The sequence below is a fragment of the Streptomyces longispororuber genome (genome assembly GCF_014656095.1).
Classification (GTDB): Bacteria; Actinomycetota; Actinomycetes; order Streptomycetales; family Streptomycetaceae; genus Streptomyces; species Streptomyces longispororuber.
On the sequence record NZ_BNBT01000042.1, the window covers coordinates 43633 to 56843 of the forward strand.

General features: G+C 73.8%; 11 protein-coding genes. 4 read left to right on the forward strand and 7 right to left on the reverse strand.

Annotated features, from left to right (window positions below; translation table 11 throughout):
• Positions 1-198: 198 nt before the first annotated feature.
• From IE330_RS15900 to IE330_RS15910, 3 genes are read left to right on the forward strand one after another with little or no spacing between them, the layout of a single operon-like run.
• Positions 199-1962: a serine/threonine-protein kinase gene (locus IE330_RS15900; RefSeq protein ID WP_190136662.1), complete on the forward strand. Its 1764-nt coding sequence runs from the start codon at positions 199-201 to the stop codon at positions 1960-1962.
• A 41-nt stretch (positions 1963-2003) separates the two neighbouring features.
• A complete protein-coding gene (locus tag IE330_RS15905) occupies positions 2004-2465 on the forward strand; it encodes a hypothetical protein (protein WP_190136663.1) in 462 nt (153 codons plus the stop codon).
• 33 nt (positions 2466-2498) lie between these two features.
• Entirely contained in the window at positions 2499-6983 is a 4485-nt protein-coding gene (locus IE330_RS15910) for an FtsK/SpoIIIE domain-containing protein (protein WP_190136664.1), read from the forward strand.
• 142 nt (positions 6984-7125) lie between these two features.
• Here IE330_RS15910 and IE330_RS15915 read toward each other — a convergent pair whose 3' ends face one another.
• The 7 genes from IE330_RS15915 to IE330_RS15945 form a co-directional block, all read right to left on the reverse strand.
• The gene (locus tag IE330_RS15915; protein ID WP_190136665.1) at positions 7126-7392 is read right to left on the reverse strand and encodes a WXG100 family type VII secretion target; all 267 of its coding nucleotides are present in this window, start codon (positions 7390-7392) and stop codon (positions 7126-7128) included.
• Between the two features lie 190 nt (positions 7393-7582).
• Complete coding sequence (locus IE330_RS15920; RefSeq protein WP_190136666.1) at positions 7583-8086, reverse strand: RDD family protein; 504 nt, start codon at positions 8084-8086, stop codon at positions 7583-7585.
• A gap of 13 nt (positions 8087-8099) precedes the next feature.
• Positions 8100-8366, reverse strand: a complete 267-nt coding sequence (locus IE330_RS15925; protein ID WP_190136667.1) for a hypothetical protein — start codon at positions 8364-8366, stop codon at positions 8100-8102.
• Positions 8367-8376: 10 nt separating this feature from the next.
• Positions 8377-9225 (reverse strand): hypothetical protein, encoded by an 849-nt coding sequence (locus tag IE330_RS15930; RefSeq protein WP_190136668.1) that lies wholly within the window; start codon positions 9223-9225, stop codon positions 8377-8379.
• Positions 9226-9254: 29 nt separating this feature from the next.
• Positions 9255-10295 carry a hypothetical protein gene (locus IE330_RS15935; RefSeq protein WP_229925678.1) on the reverse strand — a complete coding sequence of 347 codons (1041 nt, stop codon included), beginning with the start codon at positions 10293-10295 and terminating at the stop codon, positions 9255-9257.
• Between the two features lie 246 nt (positions 10296-10541).
• Positions 10542-11582, reverse strand: a complete 1041-nt coding sequence (locus tag IE330_RS15940; protein WP_229925681.1) for a hypothetical protein — start codon at positions 11580-11582, stop codon at positions 10542-10544.
• Positions 11579-12250, reverse strand: a complete 672-nt coding sequence (locus tag IE330_RS15945; RefSeq protein ID WP_190136669.1) for a hypothetical protein — start codon at positions 12248-12250, stop codon at positions 11579-11581. The genes IE330_RS15940 and IE330_RS15945 overlap by 4 nt, the downstream gene beginning before the upstream one ends.
• Before the next feature lie 291 nt (positions 12251-12541).
• On the opposite strand from IE330_RS15945, the gene IE330_RS15950 reads away from it, so the two are divergent.
• A complete protein-coding gene (locus IE330_RS15950; RefSeq protein ID WP_190136670.1) occupies positions 12542-13063 on the forward strand; it encodes a DinB family protein in 522 nt (173 codons plus the stop codon).
• Positions 13064-13211: the final 148 nt, after the last annotated feature.

Genomic DNA, 13211 nt, shown 5'->3' on the forward strand with positions numbered 1-13211 from the left:
GTAATGCGCCCGTACGGAATCCTGCATGTCGTCGGCACGTCGGCCATTCCCGTACCCCGGGGACGACCGGCCCCGTAAGGGCGTCGCCGCCGTAGGGGAACGGGAGTTCCGGACGGAGCACCGGGCTCCGCGCCCCCGGCGCCGTAGGCTGAGCCGAGCAGGGGCATGCGTAGCGCACACCCGGGGGAGGCCTCCGTCATGCATCCGCTCGCACCGGACGAGCCCACGGCCATCGGGCCCTACCGGCTGCTCGGCCGCCTCGGCTCCGGCGGCATGGGCCGGGTCTACGTGGGCCGCAGCGCGGGCGGCCGTACGGTCGCCGTGAAGGTCGTGCACCCGCACTTCGCGCTCGACGACGAGTTCCGCGCCCGCTTCCGGCGCGAGGTCGCGGCGGCGCGGCGGGTCGGCGGCGACTGGACCGCGCCCGTCCTGGACGCCGACCCGGAGGCGGCCGTGCCCTGGGTGGCCACGGGCTACGCGGCCGGCCCCTCCCTCGCGGAGGCCGTCCGCGACACCGGCCCGCTGCCCGGGCACTCGGTCCGGGTCCTGGTTGCGGGCCTCGCCGAGGCCCTGGCGCACGTGCACGGCCTCGGCCTGGTCCACCGCGACGTGAAGCCCTCCAACGTCCTGCTCACCATGGACGGCCCCCGTCTCATCGACTTCGGCATCGCCCGCGCCACCGACGGCACCGCGTCCCTCACCTCCACGGGCGTCTCCATCGGCTCGCCCGGCTACATGGCGCCGGAGCAGATCCTCGGCAAGGGCGCCACGGGCGCCGCCGACGTCTTCTCCCTCGGCGCGGTTTTGGTGTACGCGGCCACCGGCGCGTCCCCCTTCCCCGGCGACTCCTCGGCCGCCCTGCTCTACAAGGTCGTCCACGAGGCCCCCGAACTGGGCCCGCTGACCGGCGACCTGCGGGACATCGCCGCGTCCTGCCTGGCCAAGGAGGCAGGGGCCCGGCCCGCCCCCGCGGACCTCGCCCGCCGCCTCGCCCCCGAGGGCGCCGCCCCGCTCGTGGCGGCGGGCTGGCTGCCGGGCCCCGTGGTGGAGCGGGTCGGGCGGCGCGCAGTGCGGCTGCTCGACCTGGACACCGCGGGCGCGGAGCCGCCGCCGGCGTCGGGGCCCGTGCCGCTGCCGGGCACGGCGGCGGGGGTGTTCGGACCGCCGGACCCTTCGTACGCCGCCGGGTCCGCGCCTTCCGCCGGGTCCGCGCCTGCTGCGGGGTCCCCGCCCGCTGCCGAGTCCCCGTACGTCGCTGAGTCCGCGCCCGCTGCGGGGACCCCGCGCCCGGGCGGGTCCCCGTACGGGAAGGAGCCCGCGCCCGGGGCCTCGTACGGAGACAAGCCCTCGTCCGCGGCCGAGCCCCCCGCCGGGGCCGCCCCCGGCAGGATCTCGCTGTCCGTCGCCGCCGACGCCGCGCCCGCCCGGGCCGACGGGCGGGGCCGCAGGGTCAGTTGCACCGTCGCGCTGGCCGTCGCCGGGGCGCTCGCGGCGGTCACGGTGGGAGCGGTGTTCGTCCTCGACCTGCTGCCGGGCGGCGGGGACGACTCCGCCAAGGACGGTGGGGGCCGGCCCCCGGCCGCGACCGGCGGTACGCCGCAGGAGGGCGCCGTGCCTGCCCGGTACCTGGGCGAGTGGAGCGGTGACGCCTTCCAGAAGGGCCGGATCCCCATCGGCACCTTCGACGTCACCCTTCGTCAGGTCGCCAGGCCCGGCGCGCGCCTCGGCACCATGACGCAGACGGACCTCATCGGGAACACCTGCGTCGACGTCCTGACCTTCACGAGCGCCACGGACAAGGAGCTCGTCGCGACGGGCACCGGCGCGGAGTCCAACGGCGGCCAGTGCTCCCGGGCACGCCACACGGTGCGGCTGCGGCCCGTCGGCCCGGAGTTGCAGTACACCTCCGAGGACACCAAGGCCGGGAACCCGCAGGCACGCCTGAAGCGGGTGGGACGCTAGGGCCTGGCCAGGAGCCCGGCCCCGGAGGCTACGATCCGGCCATGTCTGCAGACCAGCCTTCGCACCAGTCCGCGGTCTACGAGGCCCACTTCACCTGGACCCCGGTCCAGCTCCTCAGCGGCGCGGCGACGAAGCGGCTCGTCGCGTTCCGCGTCGACGCCCACGGCGTGACCCTCGGCGGCGCCCCCGCGAAGTACGCCAAGCAGACGGCCGTGGTGCCCTGGCAGGACATCGAGGCGGTCGTCCTGTGGCAGCACAACGTCGTCGGCGGCACGCCCATGGCGTACGTCGGCCTGCGCCGCAGACCGGGCGCCCCGCCGCTGCCCGGGCAGAACGCGCGGCTGAGCCCCGAGGAGACGGCGAGGCTCGCCCCCCACGTCGACCACGACGTGTTCCTGGCCAGCCGGAGCGTCAACCTGTGGACCCTCGACCGGGAGCGCCTCACCGCGGCCGTGCGGGCGTTCGCCCCCGGGGTTCCCGTCCAGGACATACCGAACGCCTAGCGGCGAGCAGCCGAAACGGAGGGACGCGTACCCATGCGAGTGCGGGCGACCGTGGTCCGGGCAGGAGCCGCGCCGCGGACGGCGCTGATCGACGTCGACGAGTCCACCACGGCGGCGGAACTCGCCGCGGTGGTGGACCGGCTCGACGGCCGCGGCGGCACCGGCGGCCCCGCCCTCGGCGGTACCGGCGGCCCCGCCCCCGGCGTGGTGGTCCCGCTGCCCGGCCCGTTCGCCGGACGGGCCCCCGCGGCGGCCGGGCTCTGGGTCAACGGCACCTTCGTGCCCCCGGACGAGCCCGTCGGCGGCGAACTCAGGGACGGGGTGCGGCTCACCACCGACGACACCGTCGGGCCCTTCATGGCGGACGGCGAGCCGCAGGGCCGCTACGAGGTGTCGGTCAGCGGCGGGCCCGGAGCGGGCCGGGTGGCCCGGCTCGCCGCCGGGGCCGGCACGATCGGCTCGGCGCCCGGCGCCACGCTCACCGTCGAGGACCCCACCCTCGCGCCGTTCGCCGCGCGCGTCACCGTCGACATCCAGGGCCGGGTCGAGGTCGCGCCCGGCGACGGCGCCGCGCTCGCCCTGGACGACGAGCCGGTGACCGGGCCGCGCGCGTGGCGGCCGGGGGAGCTGCTGGCGTCCGGCGAGTCGCTGTTCAGCCTCTCCGAGGTCGGCCCGCCCGACGCCCACCTCTCCGCCGCGGGCGAGGGCGGCCTCGCCTACAACCGCCCGCCCCGGCTGACCTCGCCGAGGGCGAAGCCGCGCCTGGTGGTCCCGGCCCCGCCGGTGAAGGAGGAGGCGCAGCGCTTCCAGCTCATCGCCGCGGTCCTGCCGCTCTTCTTCGGCCTCGGCATGTACTTCGTCACCAAGACCATCTACATGCTGCTGTTCTGCCTGCTGTCGCCGCTGATGATGTTCGGCCAGTGGATCAGCGACCGGCGGCACGGCAAGAAGAAGTACCGGGCCGCGCTGAAGGAGTACAAGCAGGCCAAGGCCGACTGCGAGGCCGAGGTCGAGCGGCTCGGCGTGGCCGACCAGCGCCGCCGCCGCGAGGCCCACCCGGACCCCGGGCAGGTGCTGCTGTTCGCCACCGGGCCCCGGCGACGGCTGTGGGAGCGGCGGATCACCGACCCCGACGCCCTGCACCTGCGAGTGGGCTTCGGCGACCTGCGCGCCGAGCTGGAGCTGGTCAACGCCCGCACGGCCGCGCCCGACGCCGAGGAGCCCGAGCCCCCGGTGGTCACGAACGTGCCGCTCGCGCTGCCCTTCGTGGAGCTGGGCGTGGTCGGCGTCGCCGGGGACCGGGCCCGCGCGTCCGCCACCGCGCGCTGGCTGGCCGCGCAGGCCGCCGTGCTGCACAGCCCGCGCGACCTGTCGCTCGTCGTGCTCTCCTCGGCCAAGGACGCCGCCGCGCACTGGGGCTGGGCCCAGTGGCTGCCGCACACCGGCCCGCAGCAGGGGCAGAACTGCGTGGCGCTGCTCGGCACCGACCCGGAGTCCGTCTCCCGCCGCGTCACCGAGCTCCTCACCGAGCTGGAGCGGCGCAAGGCGGCCGCCAAGGAGCACGGCGGCCTGAACGTGCTCCGCCCCGACCAGCACGTGCTGCTCGTCCTCGACGGCGCCCGCCTCCTGCGCCGCGTGCCCGGCGTGCCGCAACTGCTCCAGGAGGGGCCGGGCCACGGGATCTTCGCGCTCTGCGTCGACGAGGACGAGCGCCTGCTGCCGGAGGAGTGCCGCACGGCGATCCTCTGGACGCCGCAGTCCGCGCACCACGTCCACCTGCGCGGATACGGGTACGAGGCCGTGGGCGAGGTCCTCGCCGACCAGGTCACCACGGCCTGGTGCGAGCGGGTGGCCCGCGCGCTCGCCCCGGTGCGCGACGTCAGCCGGGACGACGCCGACAGCGCGCTGCCGAGCGCCGCGCGCCTGCTCGGCCTGCTCGATCTGCCGGACCCGACCGGGCGCGACATCGCCGCGATCTGGCGGCGGGGCGGCGCGACCACGGCGGTGCCGATCGGCCTCGCCGCGGACGGGCCCTTCGTGCTCGACATCCGGCGCGACGGCCCGCACGCCCTGATCGCGGGCACGACCGGCGCCGGCAAGTCCGAGCTGCTCCAGACGATCATCGCCTCGCTCGCCGTCGGGAACACCCCGGACGCCCTCAACTTCGTCCTCATCGACTACAAGGGCGGCAGCGCCTTCCAGGACTGCGCGCGCCTGCCGCACACCGTCGGCATGGTCAGCGACCTCGACGCCCATCTGACGGAGCGCGCGCTCGCCTCCCTGGCCGCGGAGCTGAAGCGCCGCGAGGAGATCCTCTTCGCGGCCGAGACCAAGGACATCGAGGACTACAACGACGCCCGCGCGCTCCGCCCCGACCTGGAGCCGATGCCGCGGCTCGTGCTCATCATCGACGAGTTCGCCTCGCTGGTCGCGGAGCTGCCCGACTTCATCGCGGGCCTCGTGGACATCGCCCGGCGCGGCCGCTCCCTCGGCGTGCACCTGATGCTGGCCACCCAGCGCCCCGCGGGCGTCGTCAGCGCGGACATCCGGGCCAACACCAACCTGCGCATCGCCCTGCGCGTCACCAACGGCGAGGAGTCACGGGACGTCATCGACGCCCCCGACTCGGCCGCCATCTCCAAGGCCACGCCGGGCCGCTGCTACGTGCGCTCCGGCGCCCAGTCCCTGGTCGGCGTGCAGTCCGCGCGGATCGGCGGCCGCCGCCCGGGCGCCGGCACCGCGCCCCAGGTCGCCGTCCAGGTGCTGGACTGGGTGGCGTACGGGCACCCGCCGCCGCGCGCGGCGCAGGACGACGGCGACGACGGCACCATGGTCACCGACCTGGCGGTCCTCGTGGACGCCATCGCCGACGCCGCCCGGCAGACGCACTGCGCCACCCCGCGAAGCCCCTGGCTGCCGCCCATCCCCGCGCACGTCCAGACGCACGAGCTGCCCGCCCCGGCGCCGGGAGCCTCGGCGGACGACCCGGTGCGGCCCGTCGCGTACGGCCTCACGGACCTGCCCGCCGAGCAGGCGCGGGCCGCGCTCGCCCTCGACCTCGCGGACGGGGAGCACCTGATGATCGCGGGCGGTCCGCGGTCGGGCCGCTCCACGACCCTGCGCACCATCGCGGGGGCGCTGGCGCGGGCCTGCGACCCCGCTGACGTCCACCTCTACGGCATCGACTGCGGCGCCAACGCCCTGCTGCCGCTGGCGCGCCTGCCGCACTGCGGGGCCGTGGTGACCCGCGACCAGACGGCACGCGTGGACCGCCTCCTCGGCCGCCTCCTCGCCGAGGTCTCCCGGCGGCAGCTCCTGCTCGCGGAGAAGGGCCAGTCCAGCGCGGCGGAGCAGCGGGCCGGGGCCGCGCCCGAGGACAGGCTGCCGTGGATGGTCGTCCTGATCGACGGCTGGGACGCGTTCCGGGTGGCCTTCGAGAACTACGACTACGGCCGCCTGGTCGAGTCGGCGAAACGGCTCTTCCGCGAGGGCGCGGCCGTCGGCGTCAAGGTGGTCATGGCCGTGGACCGCAGCGGCCTCACGGGCGAGATCTCCAGCTCCTTCGCCGAGCGCCTCGTGCTGCGCCTGGCCGACCCCGCGGACTACACGTTCGCCGGGATCTCCACCAAGGACGTGCCCAAGGACGTGCCGCCGGGCCGGGCGCTCAAGGCCACGGACGACGGGGTCCAGGAGAGCCAGATCGCGCTGCTCGCCGAGAACCCCAACGGGCAGGCGCAGGTCGCCGCGCTCCAGGAGATCGCCCGCGCGGCGGCCGAGCGCGCCGGCCGGCCGCGGCCGGGGCAGAAGCCGATCCGCGTCGACGTGCTGCCCGCGCGCATCACGGCCGCCGAGGCCGCGGCGCTCCAGCCGGAGTTCACCGCGCCCTCGCCGCTGTGGACGTACGTCGCGGTGGGCGGCGACGAACTCCAGCCGCTCGGCGTCGACCTGGAGGAGGCGGGGCCCGGCTTCGTCATCTCGGGCCCGCCGAAGTCGGGCCGCTCCAGCACCCTGGTCACCGCGGCCGCCGAGCTGCTGCGGCGGGGCACCGAGGTCGTCCTGGTGACGCCGCGCCGCTCGCCGCTGCGGGACCTCGCGGGCAGGCCGGGGGTGCTCGGGCTGCTGGACGCCGAGAGCTCGTCCGACGACCTGGAGGCGCTGACGGAGTCGGCCAAGGGCCCGTACGCCATCGTCGTCGACGACGCGGAGCTGATCTACGACACGCCGCTCGACGAGGCCCTGGAGGAGGCCCTGCGCCGCGGCATGGACGGGGGCCTCGCGCTGATCGCGGCGGGTGCCGTGGACACGCTGTCCGCGCAGTACCGCGGCTTCGTCGTGGCCGCGCGCCGGTCGCGCAACGGCCTGTTGCTCTCGCCGCAGGGCTCCGCCGACGGCGAGATGTTCAACATCCGCCTGTCGTCGAACAGCGGCGGGGGCGGGCCGACCGGCCGCGGCCTGTTCGTCCGCGGCGGGGAGGCCGTCCCCGCGCAGGCCGTGCTGCCGGACCCGGTCGGCGCCTGACCCGCACGGCGAAGGGGCCGGGCAGCGTGCGTGCTGCCCGGCCCCTTTCCCGTGCGTGTTTCCCGTGCGTGCGCGCGGGCCGTGCCGTCGGACCGGTGCCGCCGGACACCGGTCGGTCCGCCCGGCCCGTGGGCGGCCGCGGTCAGTCGTTGATGCGGTCGTTGGCGTCGGCCGCGTCGCTGGTCTCCTTGCGCGCGTTCTCCAGCGAGGTGAGGAAGTTGGTGAGCTGCGGCTTCAGCTTCTCCCACTCGTCACGGAAGCGGTTGGCGCGCGGGCCCTTCCAGAACTCCTCGCTGTTGCTCGTCCCCGAGGAGATGGCACGGATCAGGGAGTCCAGGTTCCCGTGCTGGGTCTTGAACGTGGTGGAAAGAGTCCGGAGTCGAGTGGTGTCTGCGCCCTTGAGCGACATGACGAGCCTCCCCGTGTGTCGAAAGCCAGACGAACCTTTCGTTCGCCGCGGTCGATGCTATCGCAATGCCTTGAATGCCGAAACCCGAAGTGGCGTATTGATTACGATGGTTGGGAATTCCGGATCAGGAAAACGGAAGGCGCCGTACGGCGTGGCGCGGCGGCCGTACGGGAGGAAAGCGGAGGAGCGGTTATGCCGGGCGGCGCACGACGCGCAGCCCGACCGCGTCCTGCTGCTGCACGTCGCTGTCGGAGGCGACGTGCAGCGGGACGGCGGCCACCGCCCAGTAGAAGCCGAAGACCCAGCGGCCGGTCAGCCGGACCAGGCCGGGCCGACCGCCGTCGGACGCCCGGACCACGCGCAGCCCGGTGGCCAGCTTGCCGAGGCTCGCCCGGCATACGGCGGTCAGTAAGACATGGTTGACCAGGGAGAACGCCACGGCGCCGACGAGTGCCGCCGCCCCGGTGGCAGGCGCGAGGCGCAGCTCCGCCACGCCGTCGACGACCTTGATCCCCGCGGCCGCCCCGGCCGCAGCCCCGCACGCCAGGGCGAGCAGCGCGTCGATGACGGCGCCGGTGATCCTGCGCGGCGCGGACGGGGTCCGGCCGGGCGGCGGGCCCGGCGGCGGCGTGGAGGGGGTCGGTCCGGAGGGCGTCCGGGCGGCGGACGCGGGAGTCGGCTGCTGCTTCGTCATGGCGCGGAAACCCTTATTTGTCCTTCCCTTCCTTCTTCTTCTCGGCCTCCTCGCGTTCGACCCGCTTCAGCGCGTTGTCTATCGCCGTTCTGGCGTTTGCGAGTGCGTCTTTGATCTGTTTCTTGTGCGTGCCGAATTCGCTGCGGAAGCGGTCGCTCTTGGGCCCTTTCCAGGTGTCGGTGCCGCTGAGCGTCTGGACGTTGTCCACCGAGCGCTCCAGCTCGTCCGCGTACCGCTTCAGCTTGCGTACGTCTTCCCGGCACTCGCTCTCTCGTGACATGGGTCGCCCCTCAGCTCGGCAGGATCAACTGGGTGATCATCTTGCGCAGCGTGTTCGTCCCGACGGCGCGGGCCGTGATGCCGGAGGCCGCCTGCGGCTTCTCGACGTACACCGTCCACACCGCCTCGTCGGTCGCGTACGTCGTCAGGAGCGGCCCCGGGGCGTCGGCGAGGACCACCATCTGCCCCACCACCATGGCGCCGTTGATCGCGTCGTTGAGCGGGCGGCCCACGTTCTGCGCCGTGATCTGCTCGGAGGTGAGCTGCTGGGCGCGGCCGTCCTTGTCGGCGACCTCGAACGGGTCGACGGCGAGCCGCACCACCTCGGCCGCGTCGGCGGCGGAGCCGGCGAGGCTGAACATGTGCAGGCCACCGGCGGTGACGCGCTCCACCAGGAGCAGGTCGGCGGAGTGCGCGTACACCAGGGTGTGGGCGACGCCGCCGGACGTGTGCTGCTCGACCGCCAGCGCCCGGTCGGCGCTGCGCCGCAGGGTCAGGGCGAGGCTCACCTCCGGCGAGATCCGCATGTCGACGTCGACACCGGAGGGCTGCCCGGCCGTCTCGGGGTCGGCGTCGGCCTTGCGCAGCAGGGCGTCGAGCTCGTCGATGTTGCCGATCTCCACGGCTTCGCGGGACACCAGCGAGCGCAGGGCCGTGGTGTACGCCCACGTGCGCTCCTGCTCGCTCAACTGCCCGAGCCGGGGGGTGGGGGCGACGCAGTCGGTCAGGGAGTCGGGGTCGAGGACGGCTATCTCCTCGTCGGTGAGCCGCAGCAGGCGTTGTGAGCCGCCTTCCGCGAGGGCTTCGCCCAGGATTCCGCGGAATTCCTGGAGGTCCATGTCCAATTCGGCGTTGTGCATCTTCGGCGTCCGATGTTCGCGTGGCTCGCTTACCAAAACTTGTACTTCCTGACGGCGTTGGGCACGAGGTTCGTGACTGCGCTCTTGGCGCCGTCGACGATCTCCTTGCCCTTGTCCTTGACGTCCCCGGCCCACTCCTTGGTGTTCTTCCAGGCCGTCTTCGCCCCGGACTTGATGTCGTCGCCCCATTTGTCCCAGGCCCAACTGCCCAGGAAGTAGGCGCCGGTGACGCCGAGGGCGACCCAGCCGACCACCGGGACGGCCGCGGCGACGGTGGCGGAGGCGCCGAGGGCGGTGGCCATGCCCGCGCCGCCGAGCACGGCGCCCGCGCCCGCGGCCTGGAGGCCGCCCATGCCCCGGTCCACCCAGCCCTGGGCACCGTCGTGGGTGGGGAAGACCATCTCCTTGACGCCGGAGACGATGTTCAGCGGCAGCAGCACGCGGGAGGCGAACTTGCCCATGCCCGGCGCGTTCTGGAACAGCTTCGAGGCGCCGGGGATCTTGAGCCGCTCGGCGGTCCTGCGCACCGCCTGCTGCCACTTCCAGGGCTCCTTGTACCAGTTGCGGATCTTCTGGTCCTTGAGCAGCTCCCGCAGCAGCTCGCCGCGCTTGGCCTTGAGCCGGTCCGCCTCCACGCCGAAGTACTTGTTCAGCTCGTAGACGGCGCGGGCGCCGGCCACGTTCTGCCCCTGGGCCCAGCGGTTGTAGAGGTGGATGGACGCCTCGATGGCGGTGGGGATCGTCAGGATCTTCAGCGGCGTCTTGATGTCCTTGAGGGTGCCCTCCTTGAACTCCTTCCAGGTCTCCAGGGCGCCCGCGAGGCTCGCGAAGGTGAGCACCGCCTCCGGGTCGTCCTTGATGCCGAGCCGGCGCCGGATGTCCTTGGCCTCGTCCGTCGCCCAGCTCGCCTTCTTGGGGAAGTCGGAGACGCCCTCGGCCTTGGCCTCCCATTTCGCGAGGATTCCGCTGATCAGCCCGCCCTGGACGGAGAGCGTGCCGCTCATGACGTCGACGGCGGCCGCCAGTTTGGGCGCCTGAACGGGGTCCATCCCCTTGAAGCCCACGGTCATGCTCCTTGTTGGTGGTTCCGCGGCGCGGTCGTCCCGCGCCTCACGTGCTGACGGGCGTACTCAGGGCCTTGTGGGACAAGGCCTGTCCGGGCGGCCGACGGTAACCGCGGGGTCGTTGGTCCCGCCACCGAAGAAAACGGGACAACCCGCCAGGTCCCGGCCGCCTGTTGCGGGGTCGTGAGGGACCTGTCGCACGGCGGCCGTAACCCCGCGCACGGCGACCGCCGCCCCGCCACGCCTCCGCGTTCATCGGTTGACGGCCTGGATCTCCTCGACGCGTACCGGCTGCTCCCCGCCGAACTCCCCGTCCGGGAGCGCCCCGCCGCCGGTGCCCGCGCCGTCCCAGGAGACGTTCCAGGTGACGGTGGCCCTGAGGTCGTACGTGCCCTCGCCGGAGGAGCGCAGATAGGTCACGCCGCACGGCGGCGTCCGGTCGCCCTTGCCCTTGGCGTACGGCTCGCCCACGGAGCCGTCGGCGTTCTTCGCGCAGGCGCCCGACGCGGGGAACGTCCGCGCGTCCTTCGTGCCGGGGTCGAGCCGGAGGGAGCCGGGGCGCGCCGTGGTGGTGGCCGACAGGTTCAGGCCGGGCAGGTCGACCGAGGCGGTGGCCGACAGGGGCTTGAACCGGGCCTTGTCCAGCCACGCCCAGGTCGGCAGGTTCACCTTGGTGGTGCCCTCGGGGGCCAGCGAGACCTCGGTGTCGGGCAGGCGCATGCGGGCGTAGGCGAGCTGGGCGAGGAGCTCGGGCGACAGGGCGTTGTCGACGGGGGGCCGGTCGCCGTCCTCGACCCAGAACGGCTGCTTGTCGCAGGCCTGCGCGGCGTCCTCGAACTCCCGGTCGGGGTCGCGGACGGCGACCCACCAGGCGCCCTTGTCCTTCTCCTTCAGGTTGTAGTCCTTGTACTCGCCGTCCTTGTACTTGTCACGGAACTCGCCCACGGCCCGCTTGGCGTAGCTGTGCTGACCAGGCATGTTCACGGTCTCCTCGTAGCTCCGCTCGACCTGGTCGCGGAACTGCTCGGCCGTGCGCGGCTCGTACCAGCAGGCGGGCGGCGTCCAGTCGCCGACGGGCTTCATCGCGCCGCCGCCCTTGCCGCCCTTGCCGGCGATCGCGCCCGAGTAGCGGATGACGGAGGTGATCTCCTGGCCCTGCCGGCCGCCGCCGGCGGAGACGCTGCCCTGGGATCCGGTCCCGGGGGACTTGTCCGCGTGCGCGGGGCCGGGTATCAGCAGCAGCGTGGCGACGGCGGTGGCTCCGGCCGCGGCCCACGACCTGCGGGTGATCATGGCGTGCACTTCGCGTTCCCTCTCTCCGAGCTGAGCATGCTGGTCTGCCAGACGCCGTTCTCGTTCCTGTCGAGACGGGCGTGGTAGAGGACGTAGGACTTGTCGGTGACAGGCGTCTTGTCGGGCTTTCCGGTCTTTCGGTTCTTGGTGTACGCCTTGCTCTCGTCCGCGCAGTAGAGAAGGGCGACGGACGTCTTGCCGTGCGGTGTGACACGGGGCGCGTAATAGCGCGTCGTACCCGTGACGGACAGGTTCTGCTTGGTGAAAAGGGAGATCCACCGGGCGGCGCCGGTCAGGGCTTCTCCCTTGTAGTAGAAGGGGATCACCTCCGATTCCCGCGCGGTTCTGGTGATCGCCGCGTCGGTCGCCTCGATACGCCGTCGTGCGTCGGCCAGCGCCGCGTCCTTGAGCGGGTCGCCGGTCTTCCAGCTCTCGAAGACGTTGTGCACGTCGGCGGGCAGCTTCACCTCGGGGCGGTCGGCGGAATCCGCGGAGGCGGTGGGCGACGAGGGGGATTTCCGTTCCTTGCCGTCCTTTCCCGCGCCCTGCTCGGCGCCCGCGATCTTGTCGTCCCCGGTGTTCCCGTCGTCACCGCCGCCGCAGGCCGTCAGAAGGAGAGCCGCGGTCACGGCGAATGCGGCGGCAGCGGGCACGGTACGGCGCTTCACGGTCGACTCCCCGAATGAGACTGGCGTGCGGTCAAGGGGCATGACGCTAATGGCGGGGTGCGTGGTTTCGCCAGAGAGAACTGCGTTGCAGCCGGGCTGAATGAGCGGAAAAGGGGCGGAATTGCAGCTTCCCACGGCGATATCGCGCCGTACGCCTCGTGGGCCCGGCGGCCCCCGCGGCGGCGCCGCGCACCGGCGCGCGGACGACTTCCGGCCGCGCCCGTACGGCACCGGGACCGGTGCGTGTCCGGGCTCTGGTGGGGGGCGGTGACGCCTCGGCATGATGGGGCGATGGCGAGTGATGACGGTAGCGAAGATGTCAGGGTCGAGCCGCCCGGCGTGGCGGACGAGCGCACGCTGCTCAACGCCTTCCTCGACGCCCAGCGCGCGACGCTCGCGCGCAAGTGCGCGGGCCTGACGCCGAACCAGCTCCGGCGGTGGGCGGTGCCGCCCTCCTCGCTGAGCCTGCTGGGGCTCGTGCGGCACCTCGCCGAGGTCGAGCGCGGCTGGTTCCGGTGCGTCCTGCTGGGGGAGCCGGACAAGCCCCACTGGGTGGGGCCGAAGGGCGACGAGTCGGTCCAGTGGGACGTCGACGACGCCGACGTGGAGGAGGCGTTCCGCGTGTGGCGCGCCGAGTGCGAGCGCTCGCGCGCGGCGGTGGCCGCCGCCCGTGACCTCGACGTCACGGGCTCCCACGACGGCACCGCGTACTCCCTGCGGCACATCCTCACGCACATGATCGAGGAGTACGCCCGGCACAACGGCCACGCGGACCTGCTCCGGGAGCGGATCGACGGCGCGACGGGGGAGTGACCCCCCGCGGCGCCGCCGTGCTGCCGCGCTGCCTGGTCACTCCGCTGCCGCGCTGCCCGGGCGCCGCCGCGCCGCGCTGCCCGGGCACCCGCCGCCGCGAGCCGTACCGCCGCCTCGTCCGCGACCGCCCCGCCGACCGTGAAGGGCA